This window comes from Haemophilus aegyptius, from assembly GCF_900475885.1.
GTDB lineage: Bacteria > Pseudomonadota > Gammaproteobacteria > Enterobacterales > Pasteurellaceae > Haemophilus > Haemophilus influenzae.
Genome location: NZ_LS483429.1, coordinates 282,364 through 304,271, shown reverse-complemented (window position 1 = coordinate 304,271; position 21,908 = coordinate 282,364). Strand labels below are relative to the sequence as shown.

Here is a 21,908-nt window from a genome sequence, read left to right as displayed (position 1 = left end):
TGCAAGGCTAGTAATATTTTTCAAGAAGTGATTAATAGAATATCCACTGGGTTATGATTAAATTTTTTGTCTATTGAACCATCAATACGCCAAGACAGCCCATATCTTCTAACATTAAATTCGATACCCCAAATAAGAATGGGTAGTTGCCAGAAGATGCTTGATCAAATTTCACTAAAATTTGAGTTTTGTTTTTTACCCAAACGGTATCTTTCCAAGCTAATTCTTCAGCTTGTAATTGATGTTCTCCTTGGCTTTCCACCACAAATTTGGCACCTTGAATAGTAAATCCAACAGGTAAACTTGCATTTAAAATCCAGCGTTCAATGGTGCCTTTACGAGCCATAACATCAACCTTGCGTGGGTCAAAACGTCTTTGATTAATTAAACCGTTTGTGACATCAATATTAAATTCTCGAGTTTGTGCAACGGCTTGTTGTAATATTGCTGGCGCATCCGTTTCGAAAGTTAGATTCGGTTGTTTGTTAAATGCTGACATTTCTCCCTTGGCGCGCAATTCAAGGACGGTGTTATTAGCGAGTTCATCGCCTGAGAACAACATATTTTTTATTTTTTCGTACAAGCTACGTTTACTTCCGCTAATGAGAGATACGTTGTCAATTTCATTCATATTAACCAGTATTTCTGCACGTTCTCCAGGCGAGAGAACCAAAGATTTGACTGATTTCGCTTTGGGTAAGAAACTTAAATCTTGTGCAATAAGTAGCATTTCTTGATCATTATCCAAGCGTAAATCATAAGCACGCGCTAATGAGGCATTGAGCAAACGTAAACGAATCCAACCCCGTGCAACATCTAAATATGGTGCTTCAATACCATTTACTAATAAGCGATTGCCTACAAAGTGCGGTTGATTTTGTTTGAATAATTGGAGACCATCATTGTTAAATTCCATATCTTGTAAAATCAATGGAATATCATCTACGCCGTATTTATTGGGAAGATTAGCTTTTAGGCTTTGCTCATCTTCAATTAACCACATTCCAGCTAAGCCACGATAGGTTTGATAGGCTGAGTTGGCTAATGTCGCGGAACGATACCAACAGCTTGCTGCAGGTTGTTCAATAGGCACGATGGGTGCCCAAGATTCGCCTTTTTTGAGAACTCGAGCTGCCCCGCCAAACAGTTCGCCTGATGCTTGTAAACCTTGAATAGATAAAGCAACTGATTGTGGTAAATTGTTATGATAATTAAGTTTGGCAAAGCTCCCTGATTTGATTTTAATGGTTGGGCCAAGATAATTACCGTTGAATCCCCATACCGTCACATTGTGTGAGCCATCTAACGGATAATTCGTTTCCTGCATGGTTAATACAATCGGGCGACCGCGACGAACTTCAATTAGTGGCGGCACAACTAGTTTTTCACGGCTTGCCGCTAACAATGGTGCTGGCACTATGGAAAGTGCGGTAGAAATCGCAGCTGTTTTTAATAATTGACGGCGGGAAAGGCGTGGCATTTTAGTTTCCTTTTGCTATCTCTTCATCAAGTTCGGCAATGCGTTTTTCCATTAGATCATGACAATAAGCCGCAAGATCGCGAACGTTGTCTTTGGTATAGCCTGAAACATCGATTGGATCCATTATTTCGCAAATCACTTTGCCATTATCCCAACGATTTAAATTAATTTTGTTATGCGTGGTTGAACACACCACTGGAATAATTGGTACACCTGCTGAAATCGCCGCATGGAATGCACCCGTTTTAAAGGGTAATAAACCGCGACCGCGATTACGAGTGCCTTCTGGGAACATCCAAATTGATAAATTATCTTCATTAATTCGTCGTGCAAGCTGTGACATCGTATTATGCGCTTTTGTGCGGTTTTCTCTATCTAAGAAAATATTACCCGTTACCCAATACAGAATGCCGAAGAAGGGTATCCAAATTAAGCTTTTTTTACCCACGCTTACTGTGCGAGGTTGCACCATATAAGAGATTGTTACCATATCATAATTATTTTGATGATTACCGATATAAATGGCGCGGCTAATTTGCTTCTGATCTTGAGGAATACGATGTTCTACCTTTAAGCCAAAAAGTGGATATAAACGCCCAAACCAACGTGCAACAATGCCTACGTTGCTTGGATTTTTAAAGCGGATAAAAGAATAAATCGTACCCAGTATACAAATTAGAATACAGCAGATTAATACGAGGAAAATTCGAAGTAGTTTTAACATAAGGATGTCCTATATAAAATTTCCTTGAAGTATAACAAATTCGATCTCAATATGTGCTAATCTAAACAAAAATCGTGGAATTTTTATGAAACATAGCTATTTTATTTCTGATTTGCATTTAAGCGAAACTCAGCCAGAATTGACCGCACTTTTTGTCGATTTTATGCAGAATCTTGCCCCACAGGCTGAACGGCTTTACATTTTAGGTGATCTTTTTGATTTTTGGATTGGTGATGACGAGCAGTCTACATTGATTCAACAAGTTAAAGATTTAATTAAGTCTGTAAGCGAGCAAGGTGTGCAATGTTATTTCCAGCACGGTAACCGTGATTTCTTAATTGGTGAACGTTTTTCAAAAGAAACGGGAGCTCAGCTTTTACCTGATTATCAATTGATTACACTTTATGATAAAAAAATCTTACTTTGTCATGGCGATACGCTTTGTATTGATGACGTGGCTTATCAACAATTTCGCCGTAGAGTGCATCAAAAATGGCTGCAACGTTTGTTTTTGTGCTTGCCATTAAAAGTTCGGGTGATAATTGCGGAGAAAATTCGAGCAAAGAGTAATCAAGATAAACAAGCGAAATCACAGGAAATTATGGATGTAAACCAAGCCTTCACGGCAGAAAAAGTACAAGAATTTGGTGTAAATTTATTAATTCACGGACACACACACCGTGAGGCGATTCATCAACAAGAAGAATTTACCCGAATTGTATTAGGGGATTGGCGAAAAAATTACGCATCAATTTTAAAAATGGATGAAAGCGGAGAATTTGGTTTTATTAAAGATTAGAAGTGCGGTAAAGCAAAAACTCGTTATTTTACTTAATGATACTAGAATAATACTTATCCATAAAATCGTACCTAAAAGCTGGTAGATAAGCCCAACTTTTAGATACAGATAGAAGTGCGGTTAATTTTAGGATTAGTTTTCTTTCGGTAAGCGAAGCAACGCGTAAATTAATCCTCCCCACAATAAAGTAAGGGCTATGATCATCATAATAATTGCGCCAGTAGTCATTTTATTCTCCTTTAGTTTCATCAATCGTTAATTTGGTTTCGCTTTTCCATTTTAAGCGAGAAAGGAAAAATGCCACGACAAGTAAGCTAATCGACATTCCCCAACCAAAGGTATTTACAAACCAGTTTGGATAACCTTCGTAACCTTCAGAGAAGACTTTTGCCCCTTCGCTGAAAAGCATAAATGCTAAAACACCACTCGTTAATACAATGCATAAACGCCAGAAGAAACCCACTTTGAAAGATGACGTTTCATTTAAATGATTACCTAATAAACCGAGTTTTTCATTTGCTACAATCGCAATTAAAGACGCAAATGCTACGGCAACAATACCGAAATAGTTCACAAATTTATCGAACACATCTAACATCGGTAAGCCAGTTGTTGTGCCGAATAAGATGACAGAAACTAGCATCATTGGTACACCCACGATGAATGTCACTTTTCCACGGCTAATGCGAATTTTATCCTGAATTGCGGAAATAATTACTTCGATAACTGAGATGAATGAAGTCAATGCGGCAAAGGTTAATGAACCAAAGAATAACATGCCGAGCACTTCGCCAAATGGTGCTTTGTTGATGATGGTTGGGAACGCAAAAAATGCTAAACCAATTCCACCTTTTGCCACTTCGCTGACTTCTTGACCTTGCGCTGTTGCAATAAAGCCTAATGCTGCAAATACGCCGATACCTGCTAACACTTCAAAGCTACTGTTAGCAAAACCTACAACCAAGCCACTACCAGTCAAATCGGATTCTTTTTTAAGATAAGAGGCGTAAGTCACCATAATCCCAAAGCCGATTGAAAGAGAAAAGAAGATTTGCCCATAGGCCGCAATCCACACACTTGGATTAGAAAGTTTTGACCAATCTGGCGTAAATAATGCATCTAAACCTTTTGCCGCACCTGGTAAGAATAAGGAATAAATCACAATCACCATAAACATCACGACGAGCACTGGCATTAATACGGAAGAGACCTTAGCAATTCCTTTTTGAACACCCATAGAAAGCACGCCTAAGGCAACAATCCACATCGCAATTAATGGTGCGGTTACCATACCAACAAATTCAAAGCTGATACCGTTTTTAATATCGCCCATTTTTAAAAATTCGCCGATGAAGAAATCAATGGGTTTATCGCCCCACGCACCAGTGAAAGAAAAATATGTGTAGCTTGCTGCCCAGCCTAATACTACAGCGTAATATAATCCGATGATGACATTCACCATCATTTGCCACCAGCCAAACACTTCAAAGTGCGGGCTAACACGACGATAAGAAAGTGGCGCACCACCACGATGACGGTGCCCAATGGCATAATCTAGGAATAAAAGAGGAATCCCTGCCGTTAATAATGCAATAAGGTAAGGGATAATAAATGCGCCACCACCATTTTCATAAGTGGTATAAGGGAAACGCCAAATATTACCAAGACCAACGGCAGAACCAATTGCTGCCAGAATAAATGCGCGACGACCAGAAAAAGTCTCACGCTTTTGCGCTTTTTGGGCTGAATTCGCCATAAATTATCCTATGTAAAAAAATAAAAAGAGTTTCAATATAATGAAATCTAATCATCAGTCAATAAATAAGCCAAAAGAGCGGTAAAAATTAACAAATTTTTTAATAAAAAGAATATAAACACTCAAAAAAAGCCTATTTTCACCGCACTTTTTTCGTTTTTTTCGCCCCAAACCCTACCAATGACTCGAAATTTCGCTACAATGCTGAACTTATCCCAAAATAAAAACAACAGGACGCAAACACAATGACAGGTGCACAACTTATCATGGCGTGCTTGAAAGCACACCATGTCACGACTCTTTTCGGTTATCCCGGTGGCGCAATTATGCCAACCTACGATGACCTTTATGATGCAGGCTTAGATCACTTACTTTGTCGTAATGAACAAGGGGCTGCAATGGCTGCGATTGGCTATGCTCGCTCCACAGGAAAAATGGGCGTCTGTATTGCAACATCAGGCCCTGGCGCAACCAATTTAGTCACAGGATTAGGCGATGCCATGATGGACTCCATTCCAGTTGTCGCCATTACTGGTCAAGTCGCCTCTCCATTAATCGGCACAGATGCTATTGAACCTTGGCGTGAACAAATCAGAGATTTAAAAGCAAAATTAGATTTCACTTATATTGAAAATCAAGGCAATCGCCCGATTGATCCTTGGGCATTACTCAACAGCCTATCTAATCGTAAACCAAATAATGCGGTGATTTGTATCGATGTGGGGCAGCATAAAATGTGGTCAGCGCAACACATGTTACGCGTAGCACGTCACTGCGGATTTACCGTTACAACAATGGAAATGACACTCATTGAAACCCAAGTGCGGTTAAAAATCACTGTAAAATCTGACCGCACTTTAGATCTATTAGTGAATCAGTTGGTTAAGCTGCCGGATGTTTTAATGGTTAATTAATCATACAAACGAACCCTAAATTTTACTCGGAGAGATTATTTATGCCCAAACTACGTTCAGCGACCAGCACACAAGGTCGTAATATGGCAGGCGCACGTGCCTTATGGCGTGCAACAGGAATGAAAGAAAATGACTTTGGTAAACCGATTATTGCGGTGGTGAACTCTTTCACGCAATTCGTACCAGGGCATGTGCATTTAAAAGATATGGGACAGCTTGTTGCCACAGAAATTGAAAAAGCGGGCGGCGTAGCAAAAGAATTTAACACCATTGCGGTGGATGATGGTATCGCAATGGGTCACGGTGGAATGCTTTATTCTTTACCAAGCCGTGATTTAATCGCTGATAGCGTGGAATATATGGTCAATGCGCACTGTGCTGATGCGATGGTGTGTATTTCCAACTGTGACAAGATCACTCCAGGAATGTTAATGGCGGCAATGCGTTTAAATATTCCGACAATTTTTGTTTCAGGCGGTCCGATGGAAGCAGGTAAAACTAAACTTTCTGATCAATTAATCCGCTTAGATTTAGTAGATGCGATGATTGAGGCAGCCGATCCGAATATATCAGATGAACGTATTGATGCCATCGAACGTAGCGCTTGCCCAACTTGTGGTTCTTGCTCTGGCATGTTTACCGCTAACTCAATGAACTGCTTAACTGAAGCCTTAGGTTTATCTTTACCTGGCAACGGTTCCATGTTAGCCACTCACGCAGACCGTAAAGAATTATTCTTAAAAGCAGGTCGTCAAATTGTCGAGCTTTGCAAACGTTATTACGAACAAGATGATGCAAGCGTATTGCCTCGTTCAATCGGTACTTTTGATGCCTTTGAAAATGCAATGAGCCTCGATATCGCAATGGGTGGTTCAAGTAACACTGTTTTACACTTATTAGCGGCAGCACAAGAAGCAGGCGTGGATTTTAAAATGGAAGATATTGACCGTTTATCGCGCAAAGTGCCTTGTTTAAGCAAAATTGCACCAAACACCAATAAATATCATATGGAAGACGTACACCGTGCAGGCGGTATTATGGGATTGTTGGGTGAATTAGATCGTGCTGGATTAATTCATAAAAATACACACACCGTGCTTGGAATGAGCATGGGAGAACAACTAGACCAATACGATATTATTCGCAATCAAGATGAAGAATTACATAAATTCTTCCGTGCAGGCCCTGCAGGTATCCGCACAACTCAAGCATTCTCACAAGATTGCCGCTGGGATACCGTTGATAATGATCGTGTAAACGGTTGTATTCGCAACAAAGAAAATGCGATTTCACAAGAAGGTGGCTTAGCCGTATTATTCGGTAATCTCGCTGAAGACGGATGTATCGTTAAAACCGCTGGTGTAGATGAATCTATTTGGAAATTCACTGGCACAGCAATCGTATTTGAAAGCCAAGAAGATGCGGTTGCAGGTATTTTAGGTGGCAAAGTCAAAGAAGGTCATGTTGTTGTTATCCGTTACGAAGGGCCTAAAGGCGGACCAGGTATGCAAGAAATGTTATACCCAACCAGTTACTTAAAATCGATGGGCTTGGGCAAAAAATGCGCTTTATTAACGGATGGTCGCTTCTCTGGCGGTACATCAGGCTTGTCTATTGGACATGCTTCACCAGAAGCTGCTTCTGGCGGTGCAATCGGCTTAGTACGCGATGGCGATATTATTAACATTGATATTCCAAACCGTGCAATTAACTTAGAAATCAGTAATGAAGAACTCGCAACACGCAGAGCCGAACAAGATCAAAAAGGTTGGCAGCCAGCTCACCGTGAGCGTGAAGTCTCTTTCGCATTGAAAGTATTCGGCCACTTTGCGACCTCAGCGGACAAAGGGGCGGTACGCGATAAAACATTATTAAAATAATTTAACGGTTCCCCTCTTTCATAAGAGGGGGATAAACAAAGGAAAAACTAACCGCACTTTATCATCAAAACAAACACTATGAAAAACCTACTCACCAATCCTCAACCTTCTCAATCAGATTATATCAATGCCATTGTTAAACTTGGTTCGCGCGTATATGAAGCTGCGCAAGTGACCCCTTTACAAAAAATGGGAAAACTTTCTGAACGACTGCACAATAATATCTGGATTAAGCGAGAAGACCGTCAGCCAGTAAATAGCTTTAAACTACGCGGCGCTTACGCAATGATTTCTAGCCTTTCAGAGGAACAAAAAGCAGCAGGCGTAATAGCGGCATCTGCAGGTAACCATGCACAAGGCGTGGCATTATCAGCGAAACAATTAGGCTTAAAAGCATTAATTGTTATGCCACAAAACACCCCAAGCATTAAAGTGGATGCAGTGCGTGGTTTTGGTGGTGAGGTGTTGTTGCATGGTGCTAATTTCGATGAAGCCAAAGCAAAAGCCATCGAGCTTTCAAAAGAAAAAAACATGACATTTATTCCACCATTCGATCATCCATTAGTGATCGCTGGACAAGGCACGTTAGCGATGGAAATGTTACAACAAGTGGCAGATTTGGATTATGTGTTTGTACAAGTTGGCGGTGGTGGCTTAGCTGCAGGTGTGGCAATTTTGCTTAAGCAATTTATGCCGGAAATTAAAATCATCGGTGTAGAATCAAAGGATTCTGCATGCTTAAAAGTCGCTCTCGATAAAGGCGAACCAACAGATTTAACCCATGTTGGATTATTTGCCGATGGCGTTGCCGTAAAACGCATTGGCGACGAAACATTCCGCCTATGCCAACAATATCTTGATGATATGGTATTGGTCGATAGTGACGAAGTGTGTGCAGCAATGAAAGATTTGTTTGAGAACGTTCGTGCTGTTGCAGAACCATCAGGTGCGTTAGGTTTAGCCGGTTTGAAAAAATATGCGAAACAAAACCATATTGAAGGCAAAAATATGGCAGCAATTTTGTCTGGCGCGAACTTGAATTTCCACACATTACGTTATGTATCTGAACGTTGTGAAATTGGTGAAAATCGAGAAGCTTTATTAGCCGTGACCATGCCTGAACAACCCGGTAGTTTCTTAAAATTTGCTTATGTATTAGGTAACCGAGCTGTAACCGAATTCAGTTATCGTTATGCAGATGATAAACGCGCTTGTGTGTTTGTTGGGGTAAGGACGACAAATGAGCAAGAAAAAGCAGATATTATTGCAGACCTCACTAAAAATGGTTTTGATGTTGAGGATATGTCTGATGATGATATTGCGAAAACGCATGTTCGCTATTTAATGGGGGGGCGCGCATCAAATGATAACGAACGTTTATATACCTTCGAATTTCCAGAGCAAAAAGGTGCCTTATTGAAATTTCTAGAAACCTTGCAAAATCGTTGGAATATTTCATTATTCCACTATCGTGCCCACGGCGCGGACTATGGAAATATCCTTGCTGGGTTCCAAATTGAAGAACGCGAACAAGCAGAATTTGAACAGGCACTTGCCCAACTCAATTATGTTTTTGAAGATGTAACAGAAAGCAAATCTTATCGTTATTTCTTACGTTAATCCTATAAAAAAGGCGTGATATTTTTCACGCCTTTGTCTTATTCAAACTCTAATTCCACTGCACTTTCGCCGAGTAAATTCACCAATTCCGTCAGAATTTCATCTGTTGGAATGATCGACCATTGCACGCCTAAACGTAACAACGCACGACCTTTCGGACTTTGATAATACACGTTAATAGGCAATGTTCCACCACTCACTGGCTCAAGTAATGCTTTAAATTGTTTAATGAAACTTGGTGTAATTTGATGCTCAGAAAGACTAATAGCCAAGGATTTGACATAACGAGAACGAGCCTCATCTAAGGTCATTAACTCGCGCACCGTCATTTTCAAGCCACCAGAGAAATCATCAAAGCTGACCTGCCCTGAAGCAACAATCACCGTATCTTTTTGTAATTTCTCACCAAATTGTTCTAGGCTTTCACCAAATAATGTTAAATCTAAGCGACCTGAACGATCGTCCAATGTTGCAATACCTAGACGATTGCCTTTTTTCGTCATCGCAATTCTCGATGCCACGACTAGCCCCGCCACAGTGCTAATTTGTCCACGGCGATTTGGTGCGAGATCTTTCAACCGCGTTGATGTGTAATGAGAAAGTTCTTTCAAATAACGGCTAACAGGATGGCTACTTAAATAAAGCCCCAAGGTTTCTCGTTCGCCATCAAGGATTTGTTTTTCGGTATAAGGCGGTGTATTAGCATAGGCATTTTCCACGTCTTCATGGGTTTCAGTCAGCACACCGAACATATCCGTTTGTCCCATTGCTTCATCTTTCGCATGCTGATCGGAAGCTCTAAGTGCATCTTCCAAATTCTTAGAAAGTGCGGCGCGATGTGGGCCTAATTTATCAAAGGCACCCGACATAATTAGGCTTTCAAAAGTACGGCGGTTAATTTTTTTCAAATCTACACGAGCGCATAAATCGAATAAATCTTTGAAAATCCCCCCTTCATTTCTTGCCGTCACAAGTGCTTCAATCGGGCCTTCCCCCACGCCTTTAATCGCGCCAATCCCATACACAATTTCGCCTTGTTCATTGACGCTAAAATGGTGTTTTCCGATATTAATATCTGGTGGCGTCACTTTTAAGCCCATACGCAAACATTCGTCGTACAAACCTACGATTTTATCCGTATTATCCATTTCAGATGTCATCACTGCAGCCATAAATTCTGCAGGGAAATGAGTTTTAAGCCAAAGAGTTTGGTAAGACACCAAGGCATAAGCAGCAGAGTGAGATTTATTAAAACCATAGCCAGCAAATTTTTCCACCAAGTCGAAAATCTTCATAGATAGCTCGCCATCAATACCGTTTTTCTCAGCCCCCTCTTTAAACACTAAACGCTGTTTTGCCATTTCTTCTGGTTTCTTTTTACCCATTGCTCGACGCAATAAGTCAGCCCCACCCAGCGTATAGCCAGCCAACACCTGCGCAATTTGCATCACTTGTTCTTGATACAAAATAATGCCGTAAGTCGGCTCAAGAATAGGTTTCAAACTTGCATGTTGATATTCTGCGTCAGGGTAAGATACTTCTTCTCTCCCATGTTTACGGTCGATAAAGTTATCTACCATACCCGATTGTAACGGACCCGGACGGAACAATGCTACCAATGCGATAATATCTTCAAAACAGTCAGGTTGCAGGCGTTTGATCAAATCTTTCATACCTCGTGATTCCAACTGGAACACAGCGGTGGTTTCGGAACGTTTAAGTAATTCAAAAGATTCAGGATCATCAAGTGGAATGGCGGCAATATCTACTCGAGGCTTGCCTTCACGCACCATACGAACATTAATCATATCCAATGCCCATTTAATGATAGTGAGAGTACGCAAGCCTAGGAAGTCAAATTTCACAAGCCCTGCATATTCCACATCATTTTTATCAAAGTGAGTAACCGGATGTAAGCCTTCATTATCACAATAGAGCGGTGCAAAATCAGTAATTAAGGTTGGCGAAATGACCACGCCACCTGCATGTTTACCTGCATTACGTGTCACACCTTCCAGCTTGCGCGCCATGTTAATCAATGCTCGCACTTCTTCATCGCTATCGTAGGCAGTCTGTAATTGCGGCTCGGCCTCAAACGCTTTGGCAAGCGTCATACCTGGATCGGGAGGAATCAATTTCGAAATACGATCAACGAAACCATACGGATGCCCCAGCACTCGCCCTACATCTCGAATAACCGCTTTCGCCGCCATTGTACCAAAGGTAATAATTTGTGATACCGCGCCACGGCCATAGGTTTCTGCAACGTGCTCAATCACGCGATCGCGACCGTCCATACAGAAATCCACGTCGAAATCGGGCATAGACACACGTTCTGGATTTAAGAAACGTTCAAATAGCAAATCAAACTCTAACGGATCTAAATCAGTGATTTTTAATGCATAAGCCACTAATGAACCCGCACCAGAACCACGACCTGGCCCTACTGGAATATCGTTATCCTTAGACCATTGAATAAATTCCATTACGATCAAGAAATAACCTGGGAACCCCATTTGGTTAATTACATCTAGCTCAACTTGCAAGCGTTCATCATATTTTGGTCGTTTTTCTAACCGCACTTTTTCATCAGGGAATAAAAAAGCTAAACGTTCTTCCAAGCCCTCTTTGGATTTTTGCACTAAGAAATCTTCTGTACTTAAATCGCCAGTTGGAAATTGAGGTAAGAAATATTGACCAAGGCGCAAAGTCACACTACAACGTTGCGCAATTAATAAGGTATTTTCGAGAGCGGAAGGAATGTCTGCAAATAGCTTACACATATCTTCTTCACTACGAAAATATTGCTGTGAGGTATAACATTTCGGACGTTTAGGATCGTCTAAAGTATAGCCATCGTGAATCGCTACGCGAATTTCGTGGGCTTCAAAATCCTCTGCATTCAAAAACATCACATCATTAGTTGCGACCAATGGTAAATCACAACGTTCTGCTAATTTCAACGCTGCTTGAATGTAACGTTCTTGATTTGGGCGACCTGTACGACTTAATGCTAAATAAAAATGATCGGCAAAAAATTCTTGGTAAAAAGCGACCGCACTTTCAATTTCGGCTACGTTTTCTTTCAACAATTTTTTACCTACATCGCCTTGCGTTCCCCCTGATAAAATAATCACGCCGTCGCGATGTTCAATTAACCAATCTTGATCAATATAAGGTAAATCGTTATAACCGCGTTGATAAGCCTTTGATAACAATAAAGTAATATTTCTATAGCCTTCATTATTTTTAGCTAGCAAAGTAAGATCAAAGTATTCATCGCCACATAATGGGCTTTTTACTTTTACATCTGCCCCGATAATAGGCTTCATACCCGAAGAAAGCATTTCGTCATAAAAACGCACCACACCACAAAAATTAGTAAAATCCGTTAATCCCATAGCAACCATTTCATTGGCAGCACAAGCTTTCACAAGAGGTTTCACTTTGACGATACTGTCAATCATCGAAAAATCTGTGTGTGTGCGAAGATGGACGAAGCGAGGTTGGGATGACATTGAAAATCCTTAAAGTGCGGTTAAATTTTGCCGTAAATATTAAAGCGGTATTATAGCGAATTTTTCAAATAAATGCTTATGCTACAAATAGTGTTCCCAAATTGGCTCGGATAACCGATTGCGTGAATAAAAAATGTTAAGTAGATCAAAAAATTGATAATTAGCCGTTTTCATTTTGTTAGATTTCCGCTAGTCTAACGGCAATTTTTTATTTATTTCAACGAATAAGGATAACGCTATGACAACACTTTTTGAGGTTGCACAACATTGGTTAAACCAAGATCCTGACACAGAAACTCGTGCAGAATTAACCGCACTTTTAGATGCAGCAAAAGGCGGAGATAAAGCGGCAGAAGCAGAATTACATGCGCGTTTTGATGGTCGTTTACAATTTGGTACGGCAGGTTTACGTGGTCGTTTACAAGCTGGCTCAATGGGGATGAACCGAGTTTTAGTTTCTCAAGCTGCTGGTGGTTTAGCGGAATATTTAAAAGGTTACGATAAAGAACCATCAATCGTCATTGGTTACGATGGCCGTAAAAACTCTGATGTTTTTGCCCGTGACACCGCTGAAATTATGGCGGGTGCAGGCGTAAAAGCTTATTTATTACCACGCAAATTACCTACGCCAGTTTTAGCCTATGCTATCCAATATTTTGATACCACTGCAGGTGTAATGGTAACAGCAAGCCATAACCCACCAGAAGATAATGGCTACAAAGTGTATTTAGGTAAAGCAAATGGTGGCGGTCAAATCGTTTCACCGGCAGATAAAGACATCGCAGCATTAATTGATAAAGTTGCGGCTGGCAATATCCAAGATTTACCACGTAGCGATAATTATGTGGTGTTAAATGATGAAGTAGTAGATGCGTACATTACAAAAACTGCATCATTAGCTAAAGAACCCGCTTGCGACATTAACTATGTTTATACCGCTATGCATGGTGTTGGCTATGAGGTTTTAAGTAAAACACTGGCAAAAGCAGGATTACCACAACCCCACGTAGTAGCAGATCAAGTTTGGCCAGATGGCACATTCCCAACGGTGAATTTCCCAAATCCAGAAGAAAAAGGCGCATTGGATTTAGCAATTAAAGTGGCAAAAGAAAAGAACGCTGAATTTATCATTGCTAATGACCCAGATGCAGACCGTTTAGCCGTTGCTGTGCCTGATGCACAAGGCAACTGGAAATCACTACACGGTAACGTGGTTGGCTGTTTCTTAGGGTGGTATTTGGCAAAACAATATCAAGGTGAACAAGGCACATTGGCTTGCTCACTTGTTTCTTCCCCAGCTCTTGCTGAAATTGCGAAAAAATACGGTTTCCAATCAGAAGAAACCTTAACCGGTTTCAAATATATCGGTAAAGTATCTGGCTTATTGTTCGGTTTTGAAGAGGCATTGGGCTATCTAGTGGACCCAGACAAAGTACGCGATAAAGACGGTATTTCTGCAGCAATCGTGTTCTTAGATCTTGTGCGTAACTTGAAAAAACAAGGCAAAACTTTAGCAGATTATGCTGATGAATTTACCAAAGAATTTGGTGCTTATGTGAGTGGACAAATCTCTATTCGAGTCAGCGATCTTTCAGAAATTGGAAAATTAATGACCGCACTCCGTAACAATCCACCAGCAGAAATCTCTGGCGTGAAAGTGGCACAATTTATCGACCATATTAAAACAGATCGTCAAAGCGATATCCTTGTATTTAACTTGGAAAATGGCGGACGCTTAATTGCTCGTCCTTCAGGTACTGAACCAAAAATTAAATTCTACTTAGATGCGCGCGGTAAAGATCCAAAAGATGCAGATCGCGTATTAGCAGAATTTGATGAAGGTGTGCGTCATATTCTTCGCCAAGATACTTATGGCAAACAAGACTGCTAATTGCAAAATAGTAAGAAAAGACATCGCTTGTAAAAGCGGTGTTTTTGCATTTAAGCACTTTTGCTGTTTAAAATTTTCCCTAAATTCGTTTCCAACCAATCCACCAACTCAAACATCTTATTAGATGCCTCTCTCCCAAATTCTGTTAATGTGTCATCTACTTGTGGCGGAACAGTGTTGTAGGATTTGCGAATTACGTAATGGTTGGTATACAGAAAACTACACTGAATCAGTTCCAACTACATTAGCAAACAATGCTTTCTATGGTTCAGCAGAAAACGGAAAAATTTCATCCGCACTTCGTGCAGAACTTGCTGAAGCTGCAGCGGATTATGCCGTAGCACTTGTACAAGCAGGATTAGATGAAGGCTTTGCAGGCTTAATTGCACAATGGGATGTGGATACGTCAAACGGTGCATTGACTTGTTGTTTGCAAAGGGAGTGGTATTTGGTCATAAAAAATCTGCACCTTAGTTAGTTGGTTATTTAATCCAGCTTTTGGGGTGCAGATCATTTCTAGCTTACCTTTTGTTTTACCATTTAATTAATGTTTAGTTTGTTCTTCCTCAGATTTTTCTTCTGCATTTTCTGCTTGTTGGCGATTCATATATTCAACAAACAATGCATCAAAGTTTACTGGAGATAAGTTTAATGCAGGGAACGTACCGCGATTTACTAAGTTAGACACTAATTCACGTGCATAAGGGAAAAGCATATTCGGGCATTGAGAAGTTAAACAATGCGCCATTTGAACATCTTCTAAACCGCTAATAGTGAATACGCCCGCTTGTTTTACTTCACAAATAAATGCGACATCACCACTATCTTCAAGTGTAGTTTCAACAGAAATGTTTAATACCACTTCATATAAGTCATCGCCAACTTGGGTTGTTTCGGTGCTTAAATCAAAACCAAGTTTTGGTTTCCATTCTTGTTGGAAAATATGTGGAAGATTTGGAGCTTCAAAAGACACATCTTTCACATAAATACGTTGAATTTGGAGAACGGGTTGTTGTTCTTCTGTTGCTGCAACGTCTTGTTTTTGTTCTGACATTTTCTATTCCTTATTATTTATGTTTTTTAACTAAAGGTAAATTTGCTGCTACCCACGCGGAAAGGCCTTCTTTCAATACAAATACAGAATTAAAACCTTGTTTGGTTAAAAATACTGCAGAAGCAGAGGCTGAAGTACCATTTGTATCGACTAATATAAGAGCTTTCTCTTTATGCGACTCTAATTTTCCGATATTTTGATTTTTAATTTCGCTTGGAAGCACATTAATACTATTAATGATATGTCCACGTTGAAATTCTTCAAGACTACGTAAATCTACCACAATGGCTTCATCGGAATTTATTAACCGAATAACTTCATTGTGCGTAATTACTTTAAATTTACTCGTTGCGCCTTTGTAGAATGTATAAATTACCATTACGAAAATCGCAAACCAAGAAACCGCTAAAAGCGTATGTTTTTGAGCAAACTCTGTTGCCATTGAGATAAATTCTTGCATTGTTTTCTCTACTGATTAAGTACGTCAAAATAGGGCTCAAGTATAACCGCACTTGGGTTATCTTTCAAAAAAATATTCAAAATATAGAATACATTAAATTATCTTTATTTCAGTTGATGGAAAATAACAGAAATTTTCAACATTATTTATTGATCCAAGTTATGGAATCTCTACCTATTTGTTGCTATATTACACGCCGTTTCAACAAATAAAATAAAGTGTTTTTTTATTAACTTAGGGGGCAGTATGTCTGCAATGTTTTTACTACAATTTGCCATCGTATTATTGTGTATCTTTGTGGGTGCGCGTGTAGGTGGTATCGGTTTAGGTGTATTTGGTGGTTTAGGTATTGCCATTCTTTCTTTTGGCTTTGGCTTGAAACCAGCAGGTTTACCTATTGATGTTATGTTTATGATTATGGCTGTAGTGGCAGCCGCGGCAGCAATGCAAGCAGCTGGCGGTTTAGACTACATGATCAAAATCGCAACCAAAATCTTACGTCGTAATCCTAAACACATTACGTTTATTGCGCCAGCAGTAACTTGGTTATTCACTCTCTTAGCGGGTACTGGTCACGTGGCATATTCTGTATTGCCAGTTATCGCTGAAGTGAGCCGTCAAAACGGTATCCGTCCTGAACGCCCAATGTCAATGGCGGTAATTGCATCACAATTTGCTATCGTAGCAAGCCCAATCGCTGCAGCGGTGGTGGCTGTGGTTGCTTACCTTGAGCCACAAGGCATTCATCTTGGCGATGTTTTAATGGTAACCATTCCTTCAACTATTCTAGGACTTTTCCTTGCTTGCTTATTTGTTAATAAAATGGGTAAAGAATTAAAAGATGATCCAGAATATCAACGTCGTTTGAATGATCCAAAATATGCAGATATTTTTGCTTCTACCACTTCAGTCAAAGAAGTAGAAGTGAGCAAAACAGCTAAAATTTCCGTTTCTTTATTCTTATTTGGTGCTTTACTTGTCGTGTTAATGGGTGCAGCTCCTTCTATTCGACCTGTTTTTGATGGAAAACCAATGGGAATGGCACATACCATTGAAATTATTATGCTTTCTATTGGTGCATTGATTATCTTAACTTGTAAACCAGATGGCACAGCGATTACCAAAGGTTCTGTATTCCATGCAGGTATGCGCGCAGTAATCGCAATCTTCGGTATTGCTTGGTTAGGCGACACTTTAATGCAGGCACACATTACTGAAGTAAAAGAAATGGTGAAAGGCTTAGTTGAAACTGCACCATGGGCATTTGCTTTCGCGCTATTTGTACTTTCAGTATTAGTAAACAGCCAAGGTGCAACAGTAGCGACATTGTTCCCTCTTGGTATCGCATTAGGTATCCCCGCACCTGTATTAATCGGTGTATTTGTTGCTGTAAATGGTTACTTCTTCATCCCTAACTATGGTCCAATCATTGCATCTCTTGACTTCGATACCACAGGTACAACCAAAATCGGTAAATACATTTTAAACCACAGCTTTATGCTTCCAGGTTTATTGAGCATGTTTTTCTGCTTATTAATCGGTTTAGGTCTTTCTCACGTTATTCTTTAAAATGTGATTCGATAACAAAGAACGGTGCTGAAATAGCACCGTTTTTGTTGTTCTAATATCAACTTAAAATAACTCAAAAAAATAACCGCACTTTGATATATAAGTGCGGTTATTTTTATGAAAGTTTTCCGCCCTGTTTCGTTGTTATGTTATCATTACATTAATGTAACATTTTTAACAATTTAAACTTTTAGGAGAGCTTTATGAAAAACGTCGTGATCGTTGGTGGGGGTGCTGGCGGTATTGAATTAGCAACATTTTTGGGTAATAAATTAGGTCGTCAAAAACAAGCTAAAGTAACGCTGGTTGATCGCAATGCCACCCATTTATGGAAACCCTTATTGCATGAAATTGCAACAGGCGTAATGGATGATGGCGTTGATTCTTTAAGTTATCGTGCGCACGGTAAAAATCATTTTTTCAGTTTTGAGCAAGGTTCAATTATACGTATTAATCGCGAGCAAAAATATGTTGAACTTGCACCTGTTTATGGACAAGAGGGCGATATGCTTGTCATTGCTCGTCGAATTCCTTACGATTATTTAGTGATTGCCATTGGCAGTAAATCTAATGATTTCAACACAAAAGGGGTGGCTGATAATTGTATTTTTTTAGATAGTTCAAAACAGGCTTTACGTTTTCAACATAAACTGTTGGAATTATTTTTAAAATTTTCAGAAAACCGCGCATTAGATGACATTGGCGAAGAAGAATTTAAACAAAAGTTAGTGGATGAAAATAAAGTAAATATTGCTATTGTGGGAGGTGGTGCTACTGGTGTGGAATTAACCGCAGAACTTTATCATGCCGCTGAAGATTTGTCTTCTTACGGTTATGGTAAAATTGATAGTTCTTGCTTACAAGTTACTTTAGTCGAAGCAGGAACACGTTTATTGCCAGCATTACCTGAAAATTTATCTGCTGCAGTGTTAGATGAATTAAAGGAAATGGGCACCAATGTGCAATTAAACACAATGATTACTGAGGCGCAGCCAAATACACTTATTACCAAAGATGGCGGGGAGATTAAGGCTGATCTTATTGTTTGGGCAGCTGGGGTTCGCGCCTCAACAGTAACGCAGCAATTTGATGGATTAGAAATTAATCGTATCAATCAATTAGTGGTTAAAGATACACTTCAAACTACGGTTGATGATAGTATTTTTGCGATTGGCGATTGTGCTGCATTAATACAATCAAATGGTAAATTGGTTCCGCCAAGAGCGCAAGCTGCACATCAAATGGCAAAGGCTTGTGCAAAAAATATTTTTGCATTGTTTGAAAATAAACCACTGAAATCTTTTAAATATAACGATAAAGGTACTTTAGTTTCTCTGTCAAATTTTACCGCACTTGGTAGTCTAACCAATAAGTTTGGTAAAAATCCACTTACCGTTCAAGGTAAATTTGCGCAGTTTGCTTATGTGTCTTTGTATCGAATGCACCAACATGCTTTGCACGGTTGTATTAAAATTGGTTTGATTATTCTCGTTGATAAATTGAATCGTTATTTAAAACCAAGATTAAAATTGCATTGATTAAGTATAATTTTTCGTTAAATGCGATCTAAATCATTATATAAAAGAAAGGGCATCAATGATGCCCTCAGTATTGTTTTATGAAGAAAGATCTTCGGATTTTTCAATTGTTCCTTTCACCGTTAAGCAAATTTCTGTTGAAATCAAATGGGAAAGCGTTGAAGCTAATTCTTCTATTTTATCAAGAACAGTATAACCAGATTCATCAAAGTAACGTTGCTCTTTCAAGTTTGCAATAAAGCTTGAAAAAACCGCTTTATCAAAGAATTCTGGTGCATTTATGCCGTGTAATACTGATAAACGTTGAGCAACAAGCTGGCTTTCTTTTTCAAGTTCAGCTCGAGAAATAGCAGGTTGTTTTTGTAAAATAGTGACAGTAATGTAATAACGTTGCAAGATTTCCCGCATTCCCGCAGACCAAAGCTGTAAAATTCGTACTTTTGATTTATTAATAGATAAGAAGTTATCATTTGAATTAATAACGCTTTGGCGTGCAAATTCATTAATGATTTGATGGATTTGTACATTCAATTCATCTTCATTGAAATGTAAGAACAATTCGCCTTGTAAGAAAGGGTAAATTTTTCTAATCGCGTCTAATAATAAATCTTTTTGGATCGCTTCGTAATGCAAAATAATACTCGCAACTAAAGATGGTAATACGAATAGATGCTGAATATTATTACGATAATAAGTCATTAGTACAGCAGATGAACGTTCTAAGCGTACAATTTCGCCAAAATTATCTTTTTCAATTAACACACCTATACGATCTAAAGCTAATACGTGTTCTAACATTGCTTGCGGTGTCACATTTGGTAGCACTACGTCCGTAGAATAAGGGACATTTTGTAACAATTGTTGATAACTACTAAGTTGTTCTAACAGTTGCTCACGTGAAAGTGCTCGCTGACGAGATGAAAGTAGTGCTGTACCCACAAGGTTCATTGAATTAACTGCCGCTGCTTTGTTAATATTAATCATTACTTGTTTAGAAATATTATTTACCGCAGGTGTAAACCATTGTGGTTTTTCTTCGTGATTTTGCTCTTTCCAATCAGGGAAATGTTGGCTCAAATAGTTTGAAAGCGTAATTGGCTCACCAAAATTTACAAAACCTTGACCAAGATTACGTAATTTTTTAATTACACGAAGTACTAAACCCGCATTTTCTTTTTCTTTCGCTGCACCACGTAATTCCTTTGCATAAGTGTCTACTTCTAATACGTGTTCATAACCAACGTAAACAGGAACAATCGAAATTGGGCGAGTTTGACTATGTTGCAATGCTTGAAGTGTCATTGACATCATACCTGTTTTTGGTGCCAGCAAACGACCTGTACGAGAACGACCGCCCTCAATAAAATATTCGACGGAATAGCCTCGATGGAATAGTTCTGATAAATATTCGCGAAAAATGGCAGAATATAGTCGATTTCCCTTAAAAGTGCGGCGAATAAAGAATGCCCCCCAACTACGAAACATTCTACCTATAGGCCAGAAATTTAAGTTAATCCCTGCCGCGATATGTGGCGGAACAAGACCTTGATGATAAAGCACATAAGAAAGCAATAAGTAATCGATATGACTACGGTGGCAAGGCACATAAACAATTTCATGACCTTCTAACGCTAATTTACGGACACGATTCGAATTTTGTACATCAATACCTGAATAAAGTTTATTCCAAAGCCAACGTAAAAAACGATCTACTGCACGTAAACTTGAATGGCTGACATCAGCTGCAATTTCATCCAAAATTTTATATGCTTCTTTTTGTGCTTTTTCAATACTGATATTTTTTGATTTTGCTTCATCTTCAATTGCTCGTCGGATTGCTTCTGATTGCAATAATTTATTAAACATTGCTTGACGATTTGGTAAACGAGGGCCTGTCGCTGAAATACGTTGTTTTGCGAAGTGCATTTTTGCAACTCGAGCCAGCTTTTGTGCAATTTTTTCATCTGAGCCATGTTCAACTACCATATAACGTAATGAAACCGCTTGAGAAAAACGCACAAAAGTATCACGTCCAAACCAAATTGCTGCAAATGTTTTTTGTATACCATTTAATAAACGCAAATTAGGCAAATCTGATTTATCTTCTTGTCCGGGAGAACGTCCCCAAAGAACAGAAACAGGAATAAGTTGCACATCTAAACTTTCAGAAGCGCGGTGTAATTCAAGATATTTATTGAAAATGGTAGTGGTTTCGTCTTTCGCACCTTTTGATTTAAAAATTCGGCGACCTTCGTCTAAATATACATAACGTGGTAACTTAACGCCATTAATTTCATTTTTCTCTGCGGGATCGGACAAGCCTAACGCTAAGCAATTTCGGCGGAAAATAACGAAATCAGTTTGAGATGTATAAGGCAAAACATAAACAATAGGTTGATGAATATTAAGTGAAAGCTCTTCTATTGGATTGGCGGGAATAGGATTATTTTTCACCAATGCAGACAGCGGCAAGCTCAATAATTGGCGATACATATTTATAAAATTTGCCATAATAAATTTTCTCTTTGTTATAAGTTTGTAGATCTTATAGACGTTTAAAAAGCAGTTTGTGAATAGAACTATTTTTAGCCCTTTGGTGTTTTTATCGTCCAAAAACTCAAATATTTTAACACATCCGATCTCAACTAATTTAGAAAATTTGGCGACAAAATGTGACTTAATACACAGATTTAAAAAATAACAGT

At 39.2% G+C, this 21,908-nt stretch carries 16 protein-coding genes and 1 pseudogene; 8 read left to right on the top strand and 9 right to left on the bottom strand.

The features are described 5' to 3' along the window. Positions 1-70: 70 nt before the first annotated feature. Positions 71-1,480, bottom strand: coding sequence for a multicopper oxidase domain-containing protein (locus DQN49_RS01610; protein WP_006995393.1), 1,410 nt, complete (start codon positions 1,478-1,480; stop codon positions 71-73). 1 nt (position 1,481) lies between these two features. After that, entirely contained in the window at positions 1,482-2,204 is a 723-nt protein-coding gene (locus DQN49_RS01605) for a 1-acylglycerol-3-phosphate O-acyltransferase (RefSeq protein WP_005652291.1), read from the bottom strand. An 85-nt stretch (positions 2,205-2,289) separates the two neighbouring features. Here DQN49_RS01605 and lpxH point away from each other — a divergent pair, with 85 nt between their 5' ends. Beyond that, entirely contained in the window at positions 2,290-3,003 is a 714-nt protein-coding gene (gene lpxH / locus DQN49_RS01600) for a UDP-2,3-diacylglucosamine diphosphatase (protein WP_006995394.1), read from the top strand. A gap of 132 nt (positions 3,004-3,135) precedes the next feature. Here the strand turns inward: lpxH and DQN49_RS01595 are convergent, their stop codons facing one another. Together DQN49_RS01595 and DQN49_RS01590 are read right to left on the bottom strand one after the other, a co-directional pair. Then, positions 3,136-3,231: a methionine/alanine import family NSS transporter small subunit gene (locus DQN49_RS01595; protein WP_005648534.1), complete on the bottom strand. Its 96-nt coding sequence runs from the start codon at positions 3,229-3,231 to the stop codon at positions 3,136-3,138. A gap of 1 nt (position 3,232) precedes the next feature. Continuing rightward, positions 3,233-4,759, bottom strand: coding sequence for a sodium-dependent transporter (locus DQN49_RS01590; RefSeq protein ID WP_006995395.1), 1,527 nt, complete (start codon positions 4,757-4,759; stop codon positions 3,233-3,235). A 245-nt stretch (positions 4,760-5,004) separates the two neighbouring features. Here DQN49_RS01590 and DQN49_RS01585 point away from each other — a divergent pair, with 245 nt between their 5' ends. From DQN49_RS01585 to ilvA, 3 genes are all read left to right on the top strand, one after another. After that, positions 5,005-5,673 carry an ACT domain-containing protein gene (locus tag DQN49_RS01585; RefSeq protein WP_006995396.1) on the top strand — a complete coding sequence of 223 codons (669 nt, stop codon included), beginning with the start codon at positions 5,005-5,007 and terminating at the stop codon, positions 5,671-5,673. Positions 5,674-5,714: 41 nt separating this feature from the next. Beyond that, positions 5,715-7,553, top strand: a complete 1,839-nt coding sequence (gene ilvD / locus DQN49_RS01580) for a dihydroxy-acid dehydratase (protein ID WP_006995397.1) — start codon at positions 5,715-5,717, stop codon at positions 7,551-7,553. 78 nt (positions 7,554-7,631) lie between these two features. Then, positions 7,632-9,173 carry a threonine ammonia-lyase, biosynthetic gene (ilvA, locus tag DQN49_RS01575; RefSeq protein ID WP_006995398.1) on the top strand — a complete coding sequence of 514 codons (1,542 nt, stop codon included), beginning with the start codon at positions 7,632-7,634 and terminating at the stop codon, positions 9,171-9,173. A gap of 38 nt (positions 9,174-9,211) precedes the next feature. Here ilvA and dnaE read toward each other — a convergent pair whose 3' ends face one another. Beyond that, on the bottom strand, positions 9,212-12,691 hold the full coding sequence (gene dnaE / locus DQN49_RS01570) for a DNA polymerase III subunit alpha (protein WP_006995399.1): 3,480 nt from the start codon (positions 12,689-12,691) through the stop codon (positions 9,212-9,214). 238 nt (positions 12,692-12,929) lie between these two features. Here dnaE and DQN49_RS01565 point away from each other — a divergent pair, with 238 nt between their 5' ends. Then, positions 12,930-14,582, top strand: a complete 1,653-nt coding sequence (locus DQN49_RS01565) for a phospho-sugar mutase (RefSeq protein ID WP_006995400.1) — start codon at positions 12,930-12,932, stop codon at positions 14,580-14,582. Between the two features lie 50 nt (positions 14,583-14,632). On the opposite strand, the pseudogene DQN49_RS01560 reads toward DQN49_RS01565, so the two are convergent. After that, positions 14,633-14,779: pseudogene (locus DQN49_RS01560) on the bottom strand (winged helix-turn-helix transcriptional regulator); the annotation flags it as partial. On the opposite strand from DQN49_RS01560, the gene DQN49_RS01555 reads away from it, so the two are divergent. Continuing rightward, entirely contained in the window at positions 14,731-15,060 is a 330-nt protein-coding gene (locus DQN49_RS01555) for a hypothetical protein (RefSeq protein WP_032826253.1), read from the top strand. The pseudogene DQN49_RS01560 and the gene DQN49_RS01555 overlap by 49 nt on opposite strands. 66 nt (positions 15,061-15,126) lie before the next feature. Here the strand turns inward: DQN49_RS01555 and secB are convergent, their stop codons facing one another. Together secB and DQN49_RS01545 are read right to left on the bottom strand one after the other, a co-directional pair. Beyond that, positions 15,127-15,636, bottom strand: a complete 510-nt coding sequence (gene secB / locus DQN49_RS01550; RefSeq protein ID WP_005630575.1) for a protein-export chaperone SecB — start codon at positions 15,634-15,636, stop codon at positions 15,127-15,129. Between the two features lie 13 nt (positions 15,637-15,649). Next, positions 15,650-16,096: a rhodanese-like domain-containing protein gene (locus DQN49_RS01545; protein WP_005648518.1), complete on the bottom strand. Its 447-nt coding sequence runs from the start codon at positions 16,094-16,096 to the stop codon at positions 15,650-15,652. A gap of 246 nt (positions 16,097-16,342) precedes the next feature. On the opposite strand from DQN49_RS01545, the gene DQN49_RS01540 reads away from it, so the two are divergent. Both DQN49_RS01540 and DQN49_RS01535 read left to right on the top strand, forming a co-directional pair. Continuing rightward, on the top strand, positions 16,343-17,665 hold the full coding sequence (locus DQN49_RS01540) for an anaerobic C4-dicarboxylate transporter (RefSeq protein ID WP_006995402.1): 1,323 nt from the start codon (positions 16,343-16,345) through the stop codon (positions 17,663-17,665). Between the two features lie 203 nt (positions 17,666-17,868). Further along, positions 17,869-19,203, top strand: coding sequence for an NAD(P)/FAD-dependent oxidoreductase (locus tag DQN49_RS01535; RefSeq protein ID WP_005693148.1), 1,335 nt, complete (start codon positions 17,869-17,871; stop codon positions 19,201-19,203). A gap of 78 nt (positions 19,204-19,281) precedes the next feature. Here DQN49_RS01535 and plsB read toward each other — a convergent pair whose 3' ends face one another. Continuing rightward, positions 19,282-21,714 (bottom strand): glycerol-3-phosphate 1-O-acyltransferase PlsB, encoded by a 2,433-nt coding sequence (plsB, locus tag DQN49_RS01530; RefSeq protein ID WP_013527334.1) that lies wholly within the window; start codon positions 21,712-21,714, stop codon positions 19,282-19,284. Between the last annotated feature and the right edge of the window lie 194 nt (positions 21,715-21,908).

Coding starts and splice junctions, on each gene's coding strand:
- DQN49_RS01610 (WP_006995393.1), bottom strand. CDS start 1,480: ATGCCACGCCTTTCCCGCCGTCAATTATTAAAAACAGCTGCGATTTCT.
- DQN49_RS01565 (WP_006995400.1), top strand. CDS start 12,930: ATGACAACACTTTTTGAGGTTGCACAACATTGGTTAAACCAAGATCCT.
- DQN49_RS01605 (WP_005652291.1), bottom strand. CDS start 2,204: ATGTTAAAACTACTTCGAATTTTCCTCGTATTAATCTGCTGTATTCTA.
- DQN49_RS01590 (WP_006995395.1), bottom strand. CDS start 4,759: ATGGCGAATTCAGCCCAAAAAGCGCAAAAGCGTGAGACTTTTTCTGGT.
- dnaE (WP_006995399.1), bottom strand. CDS start 12,691: ATGTCATCCCAACCTCGCTTCGTCCATCTTCGCACACACACAGATTTT.
- secB (WP_005630575.1), bottom strand. CDS start 15,636: ATGTCAGAACAAAAACAAGACGTTGCAGCAACAGAAGAACAACAACCC.
- ilvA (WP_006995398.1), top strand. CDS start 7,632: ATGAAAAACCTACTCACCAATCCTCAACCTTCTCAATCAGATTATATC.
- ilvD (WP_006995397.1), top strand. CDS start 5,715: ATGCCCAAACTACGTTCAGCGACCAGCACACAAGGTCGTAATATGGCA.
- DQN49_RS01595 (WP_005648534.1), bottom strand. CDS start 3,231: ATGACTACTGGCGCAATTATTATGATGATCATAGCCCTTACTTTATTG.
- DQN49_RS01555 (WP_032826253.1), top strand. CDS start 14,731: ATGTGTCATCTACTTGTGGCGGAACAGTGTTGTAGGATTTGCGAATTA.
- plsB (WP_013527334.1), bottom strand. CDS start 21,714: ATGGCAAATTTTATAAATATGTATCGCCAATTATTGAGCTTGCCGCTG.
- DQN49_RS01535 (WP_005693148.1), top strand. CDS start 17,869: ATGAAAAACGTCGTGATCGTTGGTGGGGGTGCTGGCGGTATTGAATTA.
- DQN49_RS01585 (WP_006995396.1), top strand. CDS start 5,005: ATGACAGGTGCACAACTTATCATGGCGTGCTTGAAAGCACACCATGTC.
- DQN49_RS01545 (WP_005648518.1), bottom strand. CDS start 16,096: ATGCAAGAATTTATCTCAATGGCAACAGAGTTTGCTCAAAAACATACG.
- lpxH (WP_006995394.1), top strand. CDS start 2,290: ATGAAACATAGCTATTTTATTTCTGATTTGCATTTAAGCGAAACTCAG.
- DQN49_RS01540 (WP_006995402.1), top strand. CDS start 16,343: ATGTCTGCAATGTTTTTACTACAATTTGCCATCGTATTATTGTGTATC.